Here is a 16,574-nt window from a genome sequence, read left to right on the forward strand (position 1 = left end):
GGTGGCATGACCGACTTCGCACACGATGCCATCACCCTGACCGGAGCACGCGAGAACAACCTCAAGGACGTCACCCTCCGCATCCCGAAAGGCCGGCTGACCGTGTTCACCGGCGTTTCGGGGTCGGGGAAGTCGTCCGTCGTCTTCGACACGATCGCGGTGGAGTCGCAGCGCCAGCTGAACGAGACCTACCCCTGGTTCGTCCGCAACCGGCTGCCCAAGTTCGAGCGGCCGCGCGCGGACGGCCTGGAGGACCTCACCCCCGCGATCGTCGTCGACCAGCGGCAGGTCGGGGGCCACTCCCGGTCGACCGTCGGCACCATGACGGACGTCTACTCGGTGATCCGGGTGCTGTTCTCCCGGCACGGCGTCCCGAGTGCCGGACCGGCGACGGCGTACTCGTTCAACGACCCGTCGGGCATGTGTCCCGAGTGCGACGGCCTCGGCCGGACGGTGCGGCCCGACTGGGACCGGATCCTCGACCCGGGCCGCTCCCTCGCGGACGGGGCGGTCCGCTTCCCGCCGTTCGCCGCCGGTACCTGGCAGGGGCAGGCGTACACCAACAGCACCGACCTCGACCCGCACAAACCGGTGGGGCGGTTCACCGCCGCCGAACGCGAGTTCCTGATGCGCGGGCGGCCGGGCAGCACGGTCACCGTCAACGGCAGCGGCGGCACCTGGACCACCGAGTACGAGGGGCTGGCCGTCCGCTTCGAGCGGCTGTACCTGAAGCGGGACCTGTCCGCGATGAGCGAGAAGACCCGGGACCTGGTCCGCGCGTTCCTGGTGGAGGGCGCCTGCCCGGTCTGCCGCGGGGCCCGTCTGAACGCCGCGGCGCTCGCGACCCGCGTCAACGGCCGGTCGATCGCCGACTGCACCCGCATGCAGGTCACGGATCTGATCATCGCCCTGAAGGAGATCGACGACCCGGTGGCGGGGCCGATCGCCTCCGCCGCCGTGGCCGCGCTGGAGCGCATCGAGGCGATCGGCCTCGGCTATCTCAGCCTCGACCGGGAGACCGCCACGCTCAGCGGCGGGGAGGGGCAGCGGCTGAAGACAGTGCGGCACCTCGGTTCCAGCCTGACCGGCATGACGTACATCTTCGACGAGCCGAGCGTCGGCCTGCACCCGCGGGACGTGGGCCGTCTCGGCGACCTGCTGCTGCGGTTGCGCGACAAGGGCAACACCGTGCTGGTCGTCGAGCACGACCCGGACGTCATCGCGCTGGCCGATCACGTCGTCGACATGGGGCCGGGCGCCGGTGCCGGGGGCGGCACGGTGGTGTTCGAAGGGACGCCGGAGGAGCTGGCGGCGTCCGGCACACTCACCGGGCGGTGCCTGCGCCGCCGTACGACGGTCAAGGCCGAAGTGCGGGAGCCCGTCGGACAGCTGTGGGTCAAGGGCGCCCGCCGGCACAACCTGCGGGACGTGACCGTACGTTTCCCGGCCGGTGTGCTCACGGCGGTGACCGGGGTCGCCGGGTCCGGGAAGAGCACCCTGGCCGGGGAGTTCACCGCGGCGCACGACGAGGCCGTGGTCGTCGACCAGTCGTCGATCGGCATCTCGGGCCGGTCCACCCCCGCGACGTACCTGGGGGTCATGGACACCGTACGCAAAATCTTCGCCCGCGAGACGGGGGCCGAGGCGGGTCTCTTCAGCTTCAACTCCCTCGGGGCCTGCGGCAGCTGCGAGGGCCGGGGTCTCCTCTACACCGACCTGGCCTTCATGGACCCGGTGACGACGACCTGCCACGCCTGCGAGGGGCGGCGCTTCAAGGAGGAGGTGCTGCGGCTGACCGTGCGGGGCAGTTCCGTCGCGGACGTCCTGGAGATGACGGCCGAGCAGGCGCTGGGCTTCTTCGACGACCCGGGCGTACGGCGCCGGCTGCGTGCCCTGCGGGACGTGGGCCTCACGTACCTGACGCTCGGCCAACCCCTCTCCACTCTCTCCGGGGGCGAGCGGCAGCGCATCAAGCTGGCCACCCGGCTGCACCGGACCGGGGCGGTCTACGTGCTCGACGAACCCACGACCGGTCTGCACATGGCGGACGTGGAGGGGCTCGTCGCCCTGCTGGACCGGCTCGTCGACGGAGGCAACACGGTCGTCGTGGTCGAGCACAACCTGGACGTGGTCGCCCGGGCGGACTGGGTGATCGACCTCGGCCCGGGCGGCGGCAGGGACGGCGGTGAGATCGTCTTCGAGGGGACACCCCGGCAACTGCTGGAGGCCGAGGGCTCGTTCACCGGCGAGCATCTGCGGCGGGCGGTGCGGCACCGCCGGTGAGCCGGAGCCACGCCGAGCGTCGATGAGCGGTCCGGGTGCCGGACCGAGCGTCAACGCGCGGCCCGGGCGTTGGATCGATGGAGTGGTTTGGCCCGGTACCGGCCGATCACGCGTGCGGGGCCCGCGAACACTGGAGGGGGGTGGCGCGGGCCACCGGGGAGGCGGAACGGCATGGCCGACGGCACGGTTCTGGTGGCGGTGGCGGAGCATCCGGACGACGGGGGTGCCGCCGCGGAGCAGTTGACGTGCATCGCCGAGGGAATCCGGGCGCGCGGCTTACAGGTCCGGTGGGTGGTGAGCGTCGCCGACGCCGACGCGGTGCTGCGGACCGAGGCCGGGCTGGCCGCCGCGGTGGTCGCCTGGGACCTTCCGCCCGGAGCGGGGGGCCGGGGCGGAGCACGTGCCGGAGCCGAGGGCGGGGGCGAAGCGGGAGCCGGGGGCGGACCGGGCGGTGCGACGGTGCTGCGCCGGATCGGGCGCCGGTTCCAGGACCTGCCGGTGTTCCTGGTCATGGCGGACGAGGGGCTGTGCGAGCTGCCGCTGTGGGTGTCCCAGTCGGTGGTGGGCTACGTGTGGCCGCTGGAGGACACGCCGGCGTTCATCGCGGGGCGGATCACCACCGCCGCGCGCGCCTACCAGGACGCGCTGCTCCCGCCCTTCTTCAAGGCGCTGCGGCGCTTCGACGACGCGCACGAGTACTCGTGGCACACACCCGCGCACTCCGGCGGTGTCGCCTTCCTCAAGTCGCCCGTGGGCCGGGTGTTCCACGCGTACTTCGGGGAGCGGCTGCTGCGCAGCGACCTGTCGATCTCGGTGGAGGAGCTCGGCTCGCTGTTCGAGCACACCGGGCCGATCGGCGAGGCGGAGCGCAACGCCGCGCGGGTCTTCGGCTCCGCGCACACCTACTTCGTCCTGCACGGCGACTCCACCTGCAACCGCCTGGTCGGACACTTCAGCGTGACCCGCGACGAGATCGCCCTGGTCGACCGCAACTGCCACAAGTCCGTCCTGCACGGCCTGGTCGTCTCCGGCGCGCGCCCGGTGTACCTGGTCCCCACCCGCAACGGCTACGGCCTCGCCGGCCCCTTGCCGCCCGCCGAGACCGCGGCGGACTCGGTGGCCGCGCGGATCGCCGCGAATCCACTGACCTCGGACGCCGTCTCCTCGCGCGCCCAGTACGCGGTGTTCACCAACTCCACGTACGACGGCTTGTGTTACGACGCTGTGGCGGCGGCCCGGGCGTTCGCCACGGCCACGCCGCGGCTGCACTTCGACGAGGCGTGGTTCGCCTACGCCCGCTTCCATCCGCTCTACGCCGGGCGCTACGGCATGTCGGTGGACGAGGAGGCCTTCCCCGGCCCCGACCGGCCGACGGTGTTCGCGACCCAGTCCACCCACAAACTGCTGGCGGCCCTGTCGCAGGGAGCCATGGTGCACGTCAGGCCGGCACCGCGGGCACCGGTCGAGCACGACCGGTTCAACGAGGCACTGATGATGCACGGGACCACGTCGCCGCTGTACCCGATGATCGCCTCGCTGGACGTCGCGACGGCCATGATGGACGGTCCGCAGGGACAGTGGCTGGTCGACGAGGCGGTGACCGAGGCGATCCGGTTCCGCCAGGAGATGGTGCGGATCGGGCGGCGGATCGAGGCGGCGGGTGACCGGCCGCCGTGGTTCTTCGGGGTATGGCAGCCGGACGAGGTGACGGACCCCGCGAGCGGGAAACGCCTGCCCTTCGACGAGGCACCGGCCGACCTGCTGCGCACCGAGCCGTCCTGCTGGCACCTCGCGCCCGGCGCGGACTGGCACGGCTTCCCCGGGCTGACCGACGGCTACTGCATGCTCGACCCGATCAAGGTCACCCTGACCTGCCCGGGGCTGGACGCGACCGGGCAGATGTCCGACCGGGGCATCCCGGCCCGGGTGCTCACCGCCTATCTGACGACGCGCGGCATCGTCGTCGAGAAGACCGACAGCTACACCACGCTGGTGCTGTTCTCGATGGGCATCACCAAGGGCAAGTGGGGCACCCTGCTGGACGCCCTCATGGACTTCAAGGACCTCTACGACGGTGACGCCCCGCTCGACCGTGTGCTGCCCGCGCTGGTGGCGGAGCACCCGCGCTACAGCGGGCTGACCCTGCGCGATCTGTGCCAGGAGATGCACGACCATCTGCGCGCGGCCCGCCTGGTCGAACTGCTCGACACCGCCTTCCGGGATCTGCCCGAGCCGGTCGCCCCACCGCAGCTGTGCTACCAGCGTCTGATCCGGGGTGGCACGGAGCGGGTCCGCCTGGCGGACGCGCCGGGACGGGTCGCCGCGGCGATGGTCACGGTGACCCCACCCGGCATCCCGGTCCTCATGCCGGGCGAGAGCACCGGAGACGCGGACGGTCCCCTCCTGCGCTACCTCGGCGCCCTGGAGTCCTTCGACCGCCACTTCCCCGGCTTCGGCAGCGAGACCCACGGGGTGACCCGCGACCCCGACACCGGTGAATACCTGATCGAGTGCCTGCGTCCGGACGAGCAGCGGAAGACCACCGCCGGTGCGGCGACGCCGGCGCAGCGACGAGGGCGAGAGGGGGCCGGGTCGGTGGGCTGAGCCGAGGAACGCGGCCGGGGCGCCGGGCGAAGCGGGTGGGCTGGGCTGGACTGGACTGGAAAACGCGACGGACCGCCGCACTGCAGGGGCGGAGCAGGCCGGGGGGCGGCGGGTCGAGTTGCGCCTGGCGCTCGGCGGGTACCCGGCGGGCGGTGGCTCGGCCCCTCCACCCGCTCCGGCCCTCCCCGGGGCTGTCCTCGCCCTCGTTCGCCCTGCATGATGGTCGGCCGACGCCCGATGGGTTCCGGTCGATCCCGGAGGCTCCGTCGGTGCGGTCCCGACCGTCCCATCCGATACGGAGTCACGCTCGTGCCCAGCAAGAAGGCCCTCGTCCGCCGCCCCGGTCCGCGTCTCGCCGAAGGGCTGGTGACCCACATCGAGCGGGAGAAGGTCGACGCCGGCCTCGCCGTCGAGCAGTGGGAGGCGTACGTGGAGGCCCTGCGCACGCACGGCTGGGAGACCATCGAGGTGGACCCGGCCGACGACTGCCCCGACTCGGTGTTCGTCGAGGACACGGTCGTGATGTACAAGAACGTGGCCCTGATCGCGCGGCCGGGCGCCGAGTCCCGGCGGGAGGAGACCGCCGGGGTGGAGGAGGCCGTGGCCGGTCTGGGCTGCTCGGTGAACTGGATCTGGGAGCCGGGCACCCTGGAGGGCGGAGACGTCCTGAAGATCGGCGACACGGTCTACGTGGGCCGGGGCGGCCGCACCAACGCCGCCGGCGTCCGGCAGCTGCGCGCCGCGTTCGAGCCGCTCGGCGCGCGGGTCGTCTCCGCTCCGGTCAGCAAGGTGCTGCACCTGAAGTCGGCGGTCACGGCGCTGCCGGACGGCACGGTCATCGGGCACATCCCGAAGATGGACACGCCGTCGCTGTTCGCGCGCTTCCTGCCGGTCCCGGAGGAGGCGGGTTCACACGTGGTCCTGCTCGGCGGCGACAAGCTGCTGATGGCGGCGAGCGCGCCGAAGACCGCCGAACTGTTCGCCGACCTCGGGTACGAACCGGTCGTCGTGGACATCAGCGAGTTCGAGAAGCTCGAGGGGTGTGTGACGTGCCTCTCGGTACGGCTGCGGGAGCTGTACGTCTGAGCGGCCCGCGTGTCCCCGTCCGGCCCCTCGACCTGCGGGTCCGGGGGGCTGACGCATCACCGGGGCGACCCTGCTGATCAGCGGCCTTTACAGCACCCTTAACCTACGGCTTCGTAACCTACGGAGACGTAGCCTACGATGCCGTAGGTTTACTGCTCACCGCTCGTACGTTTGTCCCCTGGAGAGTCCATGACGATCACCACTCCCCACCTCGGCAGCCCGGCCGGCGCCTGGACCGACGCCCAGCTGCTGTACGCCCTGGAGGAAGTGGTCGAGAAGGAGCTCAACCGGCATCTGAAGGTCGCCAAGGACTGGATGCCGCACGAGTACGTGCCGTGGACCGACGGCCGCAACTTCCCCGGTGTCTTCGAGGACGGCGAAGCCTGGGAGAAGGAGCAGTCCAAGGTCACCGAGATCGGACGCATCGCGCTCGTCGTCAACCTTCTCACCGAGGACAACCTCCCCAGCTACCACCACGAGATCGCCTCGCTGTTCGGCCGCGACGGCGCCTGGGGCACCTGGGTGCACCGCTGGACCGCGGAGGAGGGCCGGCACGGCATCGTGATGCGCGACTACCTGCTCACCTCCCGCGCGGTGGACCCGGACAAGCTGGAGGAGTTCCGGATGTCCCACATGAGCGAGGGCTTCGAGTCGGACAACCGTCACTCGATGCTGCACTCGGTCGCCTACGTGGCCTTCCAGGAGCTCGCGACCCGTGTCTCGCACCGCAACACCGGCCACCAGTCCGGGGACCCGGTCTGCGACCGCATGCTGGCGCGCATCGCCACCGACGAGAACCTGCACATGGTCTTCTACCGGAACCTGCTGAAGGCCGCCTTCGAGCTGGCCCCCGACCTGACGATGATGGCGGTGCGCGACGTCATCGTGAACTTCCGGATGCCCGGCCACGGCATGCCCGGCTTCGAGCGGGCCGCCGCGCAGATGGCGATCGGCGAGATCTACAACATGCGCATCCACCACGACGACGTGCTGCAGCCGGTGCTGCGCTTCCTGAAGATCATGGAGATCGACGGCCTGGGCCCCGAGGGCCGCAAGGCGCAGGAGGAGCTCGGTCTGTACATGGGCGGTCTGGACTCCGAGGCGTCGAAGTTCGACGAGAAGCTGGCCGCTCGCAAGGCGCGCATGGCCGCCCGGGCCGGCGCCTGACGCCGACCCGCACGCACGGCCCCAAGGCCCCGGCCGCCACGAGCGGCCGGGGCCTTGTGCGATACCGGCGGCGAACAGCGCGGAACCGGGAGGCCCCGTTCCCGTGACGGCTATCGCGGCACCCGCCGCAGCTGAAGCCGCTCCTTCTCCGAAAGACCGCCCCAGACGCCGAAGCGCTCGTCGTGCTCCAGCGCGTACGCCAGGCAGGCCGCCCGGATCGGGCACATACCGCAGATCCGTTTCGCCTCCCGCACCGAACTGCCCGGCTCGGGGAAGAAGAAGTCCGCCCCCGTCTGCGCGCACAACGCCTCTTGCTGCCATCCGAGTTCGGGCGGGGTGATGGTGTCGAGGTGCATGACGAGAGCGTCGCGGGCGGCGAAAAACGTTCGATCAACGCGGGATCAACACCGCGTTCGCCCCTCCCGGCCGCTCGATGATCGCCCACCGGGCCGGAAGACGCACGGCGGCGCGCGCGAACACCGGCGGCGGCGTTCCGGCGGCGGCCGTCACCGGGCGGTGCGAGACTCGGCAGTGTGCGGAGAACGGCCCCTGTGCGAGGAGGGCGACGATGCTCACCACCCGTTTTGTCACCGGCGCTCCGAACTGGATCGATCTCGGCACCCCCGACATCGACGGCGCCGCCGCCTTCTACGGCGGACTGTTCGGCTGGCGGTTCCAGCCGGGCGGCCCGGAGGTCGGAGGGTACGGCCTGTTCCAGCTCGGCGGCAGGACGGCCGCCGGGGGCATGCAGACCACTCCGGAGCAGGGCCCGCCGTCCTGGACGGTGTACTTCCAGGCGCCGGACGCGGACGCCACGGCCCGGGCGGCCGAGGAGGCGCACGGCGCGGTGCCGGTGCAGCCGATGGACGTGCAGGACCTGGGCCGGATGGCGATTCTCGCCGACCAGGCCGGGGTGCCCTTCGGGCTGTGGCAGCCGGGCCGCAACAAGGGCCTGGAGGTCGTCCAGGAGCACGGCTCCCTCTGCTGGGTCGAGCTGTACACGGCGGACGTCCCGGCCGCGGCGGCCTTCTACCACTCCGTGCTGGGTCTGGAGACCTTCGGCGCCGACTTCGCAGGCGGCACGTACACCACGTTCCACCCCGCCGGACAGAGCGAGGACGCCATGTTCGGCGGGGTCGTGCCCCTGGCCGACGACCCGGCGGAGAACGAAGCGCACTGGCTGCCGTACTTCGAGGTCGCCGACCCGGACGCCGTCGTCGCCAGGGCCGAGGAGCTGGGCGGCACGGTCCGCCTCCCGGCCACCGACCTGCCGTCCGTCGGGCGCCTCGCCAAACTCGCCGACCCCTACGGCGCCCGCTTCGCGGTGATCCACAGCGAACCACGGCAGGGCTGAGGCGGACCGGGGCAGGCCGGCCGGATCGCCCCGGCGGCGTGGGCCCCGGCCCTACGCCGACCCGCGCCGCACCAGCGTCGTCGGCAGTACCACGCTCGACGGGGGCGCCCCGACGCCCTCACGCGGGGCGCCCCGGTCGAGGCCGCGCAGCAGCAGGCGGGCCATCAGGCGGCCCATCTCCTCGATGTCCTGACGGACCGTCGTGAGCGGCGGGTCGGTCTGTTCCGCGACGGGCCGCATGTCGTCGAAGCCGATCACGGCCACGTCGTCGGGGACGCGGCGGCCCGACGCGCGCAGGACGCGCAGCGCGCCGGAGGCCATGAGGTCGTTGCCGGCGAACACCGCGTCCACGTCCGGGCAGCGCTCCAGGAGCTCGCGCATCGCCCGCTCACCGCCGGCCGGGGTGAAGTCGGCCTCGGCGATCAGCCGCGGGTCGGTGTCCACCATCACGTCCCGGTAGCCGTCGAGGCGGTCCGCGGCGGAGGTCTGGTCGAGGGGGCCGGTGATGTGCGCGATCCGGGTGCGGCCGAGCCCTGCCAGGTGCCGTACGGCGTCGCGGGCGCCACCGCGGTTGTCGCTGTCGACGTAGACCACGTCGCGCCGGTCGCCGCTCCAGCCGGGCCGTCCGCCGAAGACGGTGGGGACACCGGCCCGCTGGATCAGCTCCGGCAGCGGGTCGTCCAGGTGCAGGGAGAAGACGAGGGCGCCGTCGACATGCCCGCCGGCGAGGTAGCGGCCGACCCGGGCATGGTCGTCCCTGCCCTCCGTGAGCAGCAGCACGAGCTGGTTGTCGTGGGCGGTGAGCTCCTTGCTGATGCCGCGCAGCTGGAGCGCGAAGAACGGGTCGGCGAAGACCCGGGTCTCCGGTTCGGCGACGACGACCGCGACCGCGTCGTGGCGCCGGGTCACCAGGGCGCGGGCGGCCTGGTTGGGCACGTACCCGAGTTCCTCCACGGCCTTGCGGACCCTCTCCACGAGGACGTCCCGCACGCCGTCCCCGCCGTTGACCACGCGGGACACGGTCGCCCGCGAGACACCGGCCCGGGCGGCCACGGCCTCCAGGGTGGGACGCGGCGCTGTGTCGGTCACTTCGGGCTCCTCACCTGCGGCTGCGGATCAGGATAGCCCCGGGACGCGGCGTGGTGAGAGCGCTCTCGTGTGCTCGGCGGAGCGAGCTGCCGTCAGTGCTCGTGGCCGCCGCCGGGCGGCTCCTGAGCGTGCTCGTGCGGCTCGTACCCCGGAATGGTCCCGTCCGGCTTCTTCACCAGGAACAGTCCGACCATTCCCATGTCGGAGTGGCTCTGGACGTGGCAGTGGTACATCCAGGCGCCGGCGCCGACCCCCTCCCCCGCGATCACATGGAAGCCGAAGGAGTCCGCCGGCCCCGTGATCTTGTTGTCGATGACCTGGCTGGGGTCGTCGGGACCGGTCAGCATGCCGGTGCGGTTGTCCGCCCAGCGATGACCGTGCATGTGGAACGTGTGGTAGAACTCGCCGTGCGTGATCACGACGAACTCGACGCGATCGCCCACCGTGGCCTCGAAGTCCGGCCCCGAGTGCGGCGGCCTGTTGTTGATGCGCATGTCGTTGAAGACGACGGTGTGCGTGCGGTCGGGCAGGACATCGCCTTTGCGGCGGACGACGACCGCGCCGAAGAGGCCCTTCTGCAACCCCACGGTGCCGTGTTCCGTCCCGACGACGTGGTCGTGGTAGTGCCAGTAACCCGCGCTGCCCGAGCGCCAGGTGCCGTCCTTGCGGCGGCCCGGGGCGTGGGTGCGCCAGGTGTAGGTGCGGGTGCCGCCCGGCTCGACGTGACTGCGGTTCAGTTTCGTGCCGTCGCTGGTGATCTCGTAGTCCAGGCCGTGGACGTGCAGGCTCACCGCCACGTCCATGGTGTTCTCGAAGTCGACGTGCAGCGTGTCGCCTTCGTTGAGTTCGATCAGCGGCCCCGGAACGCTCGCCTTGCCCTTCTCCAGGCCATAGCCCATCTGCCCGTCGGCGAGCTTCTCGGCGTAGAGCTTGATGCGCTTCACCTCACCCCCGGCGGGAGCCGTCCTCGCGGGCCCTGCGGCGCTCACGGCCTCCGGCGCCACGGTCAGCGACGTCGCGACGGCCGCACCGCTCAGCAGGACCCGCCGGTTGAAGCTGCGTCTGTCCATGCGGAACTCCCCACCCTGGTAAGGCTTTTACGGAGGCGTACCTGTGATGAACCTGTGAGACGGTACCGGCCGCGCACCCGTTTATCCACACTCAAGACAAAGTTGGCGCCATACCGGTCATAGGTATTGGCGGGACATGCAAAGGGGTTTAGCTTCCTTGGCGGTGTTGCTGTGACCGAGGAGGTGCCCATGCACTTACGAGGGTTGAGCAAGTCAAGACGCGTCGGGGCGGCGTCCCTCGCCGCCGGGGTCGTGACCGCCGGGCTGCTGTCGGGTCCCGCCGCGAACGCGCGCCCCTTTCCGGAACCCCCGCTGACAACGATGTCGATCAAGTCGCCGCCGGGCGGCGCGAATGTACGGGTGCTGATCTTCCACGGTTCCGCGGCGGCCGGGGAGGAGTCGCCGGTCGTGAACGCCGGGATCGAGGCCATCGAGGACATCGGCCTGTCGGGGCCGGCGAACCGCCGCTTCAAGGTCCAGGCCACCGATGACGCCTCGGTCTTCACCGACGAGGCCCGGCTCGGCCGCTTCAACGCGATCGTGTTCCTGACCGGCGGGGGCGATGTCCTCGACGCGGAGCAGGAGGCGGGCCTGGAGACGTACATGGAGGCCGGCGGCGGATTCGTCGGCATCCACGACGCGGCCCGCGCGGAGCCGTACTCGGACTGGTTCACCGGACTGGTGGGTGCCCGCCCGGCCGCGTCGAGCCCCACGACCGTGCAGCGGGCGACCGTCGAGGTCGGCGACCGCACCCACCCCGCCACCAAGGACCTGCCGGTGCAGTGGAAGCGCCCGGACCGGTGGCTCAACTGGGCGAAGAACCCGTCGGGCGACGTGCACACGGTGGCCCGGGTCCGCGAGTCGACGTACCAGCCGGGATCGGGCTCCAACGGCTGGGACCACCCGGTCAGCTGGTGCCGGGACTACGACGGCGGGCGGTCCTTCTACACGGGCATGGGCGGGACTGTCTCGTCGTACGACGAGACCGACTTCCGTGACCATCTGCGCGGTGCGCTGATGTGGACGACCCGTCTGGAGCAGGCCGACTGCAAGGCCACCATCAACGCCAACTACGCGGCGGAGCGGCTGACCAAGCCCAACCAGCCGGGCCGGAACGACCAGATCGGCGAGCCGCACGGGATGGTCACCGCGCCCGACGGCCGGGTCTTCTACATCGGGCGAGGCGGCGCCGACTCCTCGCAGCCCGTGATCACGGACTGGAACAACCCCGACATCGGCAAGGGCAAGGGCGAGATCCACGTCTACGACCCCAAGACCAAGCAGGTCACCCTGGCCGGGGCGCTCACCGTCTTCGGCAACAAGGGGGGCGGCGACGAACTGGTCAAGGTCGAGGAGGGGCTGCTCGGCATCGAGCTGGACCCGGCCTTCGCGCAGAACGGCTGGGTGTACCTGCACTACACGCCACACGCGCGGATCAACCGCGAGACGCGGATGGCGGAGCGGCGGGTCTCCCGGTTCACGCTCGACCGGACCACGAACAAGCTCGACCTGTCCAGCGAGAAGGTGCTGCTGAAGTGGCCGGTGCAGATCCACAGCTGCTGCCACGCGGGCGGCGGGATGGCCTGGGACTCCAGGGGCAACCTGTACATCGCCACCGGTGACAACAACTCCAGCGGCTTCAGCGGAGGTTACTCGGGCAACAACCCGCAGCCGAACTACAAGGGCGTCTCCTTCGCGGACGCGCGCCGCACCGCCGGCAACACCAACAACCTCAACGGCAAGATCCTGCGCATCCACCCCGAGCCGGACGGCACCTACACGCTCCCCGAAGGCAACCTCTTCACCGGCAAGGAGCCCGACGAGGGCGGTGGCAAGACGCGCGGCGAGATCTATGTGATGGGCGTCCGCAACCCGGCGCGCATCTCCGTCGACACGTCCACCGACGTGCTGTACGCGGGCTGGGTCGGCCCGGACGCCAGTGCGCCCTCGACGACCTGGGGCCCGGCCAAGTACGACACCTTCGCCGCCATCACCGAGGCGGGCAACCGCGGCTGGCCGTACTGCATGGGCAACAAACAGCCCTACCGGGACCGCAACCTGCCGGATCCGTCCAAGCCGCTGGGCTGGTACGACTGCGACCACCCGAAGAACGAGTCGCCGAACAACGACGGCCTGGTCAACCTGCCGCCGGTGACCGGCAACAACATTTGGTACTCGCCCTCGGGAGGCGGCCCGGACTACCCGCGGGACGCGAGCGGTGTGCCGTCGTACAAGCCGGCTGAGGCCACGTACCGGCTCCCCTGGCTGAAGGGCGGCGGGCAGGCCGCGATGAACGGGCCGGTCTACCGGTACGGCACGGTCGCGGCCGACAGCGCCGTCAAGTGGCCGGCGTACTGGGACGGCAAGTGGTTCGTCGGTGACTTCTACGACGCCGACCAGCCGCGCAACGCGGTGCTCATGGACCCGAGGACGCAAGGCGACGGCGGTCTTCCGGTGCACGCGGAGTCGCTGAAGAAGATCGTGCCGGTCGGCAACGACGGCATCAGGAACCTGATGGACTGGAAGTTCGGTCCGGACGGTGCGCTGTACGTCCTCGACTACGGGCGCGGCTTCTTCACCTCGGACTCCAAGTCGGCGCTGTGGCGGGTCACTTACAAGGGCGGCGGGCCCACGCCGGCCGCGGGGCAGCTGGCGAGGGGGACCGAGTGACCGGGCAGCGAAGAATCTGGGCCGTCCTGCTGGCCGCCCTGCTGATGATGCTCGGCGTGCAGGCGCCGCCCGCCGCCGGGCAACCCGAGAAGGAGGCCGCCGACCAGGTGCTCACCTGGACCGCCGGCAACGACATCGACAAGTACCTCTCGGCGCCGAAGACGGCGGTCGCCGGTGCCGCCACGATCGTCTTCGAGAACAGCGCGGCCACCGGCAACACCTCGGGCATGCCGCACACGCTGACGTTCGTCACCAGTGATCCCGAGTTCAACAGCGACGTGCAGCTCAACATCCTGGCCAACCCCAACGACGCGCAGGGCGGCAAGCACACCGCCCAGGTCACCCTCACGCCCGGCCGGTACTTCTACCACTGCACGATCCCCGGCCACGGCCAGATGCAGGGCATCCTCGTCGTCACCGAGGGCACCGGCGAGGACACCACCGCGCCCGAGGCGTCGGCGCACGTCAGCGGCACGCAGAACACGCAGGGTCAGTACGTCGGTTCGGCGAGCGTGGCCCTGCACGCCACCGACGAGGGCGGCTCCGGCGTCGACCGGATCGAGTACGCGACCGGCGAGACGGGTGCCTGGCAGCCGTACACCGCGCCGGTCGTCGTCGACCAGGTCGGCAGCCATCGGATCCGCTACCGGGCCTTCGACAAGGCGGGGAACGTCTCCGCCGAGAAGAGCGCCGCGTTCACGGTCGTGGCGCCGCAGTCGGACGACACCACCGCGCCGGAGACCTCGGCGACGGTGAGCGGTGAGCGCAACGCCGACGGGGCGTACATCGACATGGCGACGGTCACCGTCTCGGCCTCCGACACGGGATCCGGGGTCAACACGATCGAGTACGCGGTCGGGTCGGGTGCCTGGCAGCCGTACACCGGGCCCGTGATGGTCCACCAGGTGGGTGAGCACACCGTCCGCTACCGGGCCACCGACAAGGCGGGCAACGTGGCGGCGGAGAAGAGCGTGCGGTTCGCGGTCGTCGCGGCACCCGCGCAGGACACCACGCCGCCGGTGACGGGCGTGGCCGTGGAGGGCACCAGGAACTCGAGCGGGGCGTACGTCAACCATGCCCGGGTGACGGTAACGGCGACCGACGAGCACGGTTCGGGCGTCGGGAAGATCGAGTACTCGCTGGACGGCGGGCCCTACCTCGCCTACTCGGCGCCGGTGGTGGTCGACCGGGCGGGGGCGCACACCGTGGCCTACCGGGCGACGGACAAGGCCGGGAACACCGCGGCGGCCCGCACGGTGACCTTCACGGTCGTCTCCGGTCAGGTCCCGGCGCCGGACTGCCCCGAGTACGACGAGCGGTTGACGGTGATCGTGGGCACGGTCGACTCCGGGGTGCGCAACCGGGTCACCGACAACCGCTGCCGGATCGGCGAGCTGATCGAGGACGAGAAGGAGTGGACATCCCAGGCGCTGTTCCTCAAGCACGTGACGGCCGTGCTCGACCGGCTGCTGAAGGAAGGTGTCGTCGACGATCGGGAGTCCAAGGCGATCCGGACGGCGGCCCGCGAGTCGGGCATCGGCAAGCCGGGACAGACCGAGGGCTACCGCTCGCTCTTCGACGGCACCGCGGAGTCCCTCGCCAGGTGGCAGCAGGTGGGCGGCGGTTCGTTCGGACTGAACCCGGACGGAACCATCACCTCCAGCACCACCACGCCCGGCATGGGCATGCTGTGGTTCCCGCAGCGCAAGTACGGCGACTTCTCGCTGAAGCTCCAGTGGCGTGACGACGCCCCGGGCGCCGGCAACGCCAACTCGGGCGTCTTCGTGCGCTTCCCGTGGGTCCACGACCACCCGGAGGAATCCCGCCCCGAGTGGGTCGCCATCAAGTACGGGCACGAGGTGCAGGTGCTCGACCGGCCCGACGGCGACATGTACAAGACCGGCTCGGTCTACGGATTCGACCGCGTCGGTCTCGCCGGTGCCGGCGTGACGCAGAAGGGCACCTGGAACGACTACGAGATCCGCGTGGAGGGCCAGCACTATTCAGTGTTCCGCAACGGTGTGCTGATCAACGAGTTCGACAACACCGGCGGCCAGGAGTTCAGCCCGCCCCGCTCGGACGACCCGGGCACGGACGGGCGGCGGTTCGCCTCCGGCTACATCGGGCTCCAGGTGCACGGCACGACGGATGTCGTCTCGTACCGGGACATCCGGATCAAGGAGCTGTAGGAGGCTCCTTCTCCTTGCGGGCCCTGCTCGGCTGTACCCGTCTGGGCTCCCCCGGCATCTTCGGATACTCGGGCGGGTACGGCAGGTCGCCCAGTCCGTGATCGTGTTCGTCACGGCGGGCGAGGTCGAGCAGGGCTTCCAGGGAGTAGCGCTTGTCGTCCATGTCCGCGTGCACGTCGCCGAGTTCGGCGAAGCGCGCGGGCATGGTCGCGAGATCGAAGTCCTGGGGGTGCGCGACACCCACCTCGTCCCAGCGCAGGGGCGCGGAGACGGGGGCGTGCGGGCGGGGGCGTACGGAGTAGGCGGAGGCGATCGTGCGGTCGCGTGCCGTCTGGTTGTAGTCGATGAAGATGCGCTCGCCCCGCTCCTCCTTCCACCACTTGATGGTGACCCGCTCCGGCATCCGCCGTTCCATCTCCCGGCCGACGGCGATGGCGGCGCGCCGGACCTGGGTGAAGGTCCAGCGCGGTTCGATGGGCACGAACACGTGCAGGCCCCGGCCGCCCGAGGTCTTGGGGAAGCCGCGCAGCCCGCCGAACTCGTCAAGCACCTGCCGGAGTTCGTGGGCGGCGCGGGCGGCGTCGTCGTAGTCGGTGCCGGGCTGCGGGTCGAGGTCGATGCGCAGTTCGTCCGGGTGGTCGACGTCGTCGCGGCGCACCGGCCAGGGGTGGAAGGTGAGGGTGCCGAACTGGGCCGCCCACACCACCGCTCCGGCCTCGGTGGGGCACATCTCGTCGGCGCTGCGGCCGCTGGGGAAGGTGATGTGCGCGGTCGGGATCCAGTCGGGCATGTTCTTCGGCGCCCGCTTCTGGAAGAAGTTCTCGCCGTTCACGCCCTCCGGGTAGCGCTCCAGGGTGGTCGGCCGGTCGCGCAGGGCGCGCAGGATGCCGGGGCCGACGGCGATGTAGTAGCGGGCGAGATCCAGCTTGGTGAATCCGCGCTCCGGGAAGAAGACCTTGTCCGGGCTGGACAGCCGTACGGTCCGGCCGTCGACCTCCAGTTCCACCGCGTCACCCATGCTCGACACCGTAGGCGCAGCGCGCACACCTCGCATATCGGGCG

General features: G+C 71.1%; 11 protein-coding genes. 7 read left to right on the top strand and 4 right to left on the bottom strand.

What is annotated here, in order from left to right; translation table 11 throughout:
* The first annotated feature begins 6 nt into the window (after window positions 1-6).
* The 4 genes from ABTX60_RS10095 (at window position 7) to ABTX60_RS10110 (ending at window position 7,140) form a co-directional block, all read left to right on the top strand.
* Entirely contained in the window at window positions 7-2,283 is a 2,277-nt protein-coding gene (locus ABTX60_RS10095; protein WP_352096618.1) for an ATP-binding cassette domain-containing protein, read from the top strand.
* A gap of 171 nt (window positions 2,284-2,454) precedes the next feature.
* Complete coding sequence (locus tag ABTX60_RS10100) at window positions 2,455-4,887, top strand: Orn/Lys/Arg family decarboxylase (protein ID WP_352096619.1); 2,433 nt, start codon at window positions 2,455-2,457, stop codon at window positions 4,885-4,887.
* 309 nt (window positions 4,888-5,196) lie between these two features.
* Entirely contained in the window at window positions 5,197-5,973 is a 777-nt protein-coding gene (gene ddaH, locus ABTX60_RS10105; RefSeq protein WP_352096620.1) for a dimethylargininase, read from the top strand.
* 189 nt (window positions 5,974-6,162) lie between these two features.
* A complete protein-coding gene (locus tag ABTX60_RS10110) occupies window positions 6,163-7,140 on the top strand; it encodes an acyl-ACP desaturase (protein WP_352096621.1) in 978 nt (325 codons plus the stop codon).
* 110 nt (window positions 7,141-7,250) lie between these two features.
* Here ABTX60_RS10110 and ABTX60_RS10115 read toward each other — a convergent pair whose 3' ends face one another.
* Window positions 7,251-7,496: a WhiB family transcriptional regulator gene (locus ABTX60_RS10115; RefSeq protein ID WP_352096622.1), complete on the bottom strand. Its 246-nt coding sequence runs from the start codon at window positions 7,494-7,496 to the stop codon at window positions 7,251-7,253.
* A gap of 212 nt (window positions 7,497-7,708) precedes the next feature.
* Here ABTX60_RS10115 and ABTX60_RS10120 point away from each other — a divergent pair, with 212 nt between their 5' ends.
* Window positions 7,709-8,494, top strand: a complete 786-nt coding sequence (locus ABTX60_RS10120; protein WP_352096623.1) for a VOC family protein — start codon at window positions 7,709-7,711, stop codon at window positions 8,492-8,494.
* 51 nt (window positions 8,495-8,545) lie between these two features.
* Here ABTX60_RS10120 and ABTX60_RS10125 read toward each other — a convergent pair whose 3' ends face one another.
* Window positions 8,546-9,583, bottom strand: a complete 1,038-nt coding sequence (locus ABTX60_RS10125) for a LacI family DNA-binding transcriptional regulator (RefSeq protein WP_352096624.1) — start codon at window positions 9,581-9,583, stop codon at window positions 8,546-8,548.
* A 92-nt stretch (window positions 9,584-9,675) separates the two neighbouring features.
* On the bottom strand, window positions 9,676-10,653 hold the full coding sequence (locus ABTX60_RS10130; protein WP_352096625.1) for a multicopper oxidase domain-containing protein: 978 nt from the start codon (window positions 10,651-10,653) through the stop codon (window positions 9,676-9,678).
* A gap of 189 nt (window positions 10,654-10,842) precedes the next feature.
* Between ABTX60_RS10130 and ABTX60_RS10135 the strand changes: the two genes are divergently transcribed.
* Both ABTX60_RS10135 and ABTX60_RS10140 read left to right on the top strand, forming a co-directional pair.
* Window positions 10,843-13,323 (top strand): ThuA domain-containing protein, encoded by a 2,481-nt coding sequence (locus ABTX60_RS10135; RefSeq protein ID WP_352096626.1) that lies wholly within the window; start codon window positions 10,843-10,845, stop codon window positions 13,321-13,323.
* A gap of 44 nt (window positions 13,324-13,367) precedes the next feature.
* Window positions 13,368-15,512: an OmpL47-type beta-barrel domain-containing protein gene (locus tag ABTX60_RS10140; protein WP_352096782.1), complete on the top strand. Its 2,145-nt coding sequence runs from the start codon at window positions 13,368-13,370 to the stop codon at window positions 15,510-15,512.
* Here ABTX60_RS10140 and ligD read toward each other — a convergent pair.
* Complete coding sequence (gene ligD, locus ABTX60_RS10145; protein WP_352096627.1) at window positions 15,499-16,530, bottom strand: non-homologous end-joining DNA ligase; 1,032 nt, start codon at window positions 16,528-16,530, stop codon at window positions 15,499-15,501. The genes ABTX60_RS10140 and ligD overlap by 14 nt on opposite strands.
* Between the last annotated feature and the right edge of the window lie 44 nt (window positions 16,531-16,574).

The sequence above is a fragment of the Streptomyces sp. NPDC126510 genome, from assembly GCF_040302345.1.
Classification (GTDB): Bacteria; Actinomycetota; Actinomycetes; order Streptomycetales; family Streptomycetaceae; genus Streptomyces.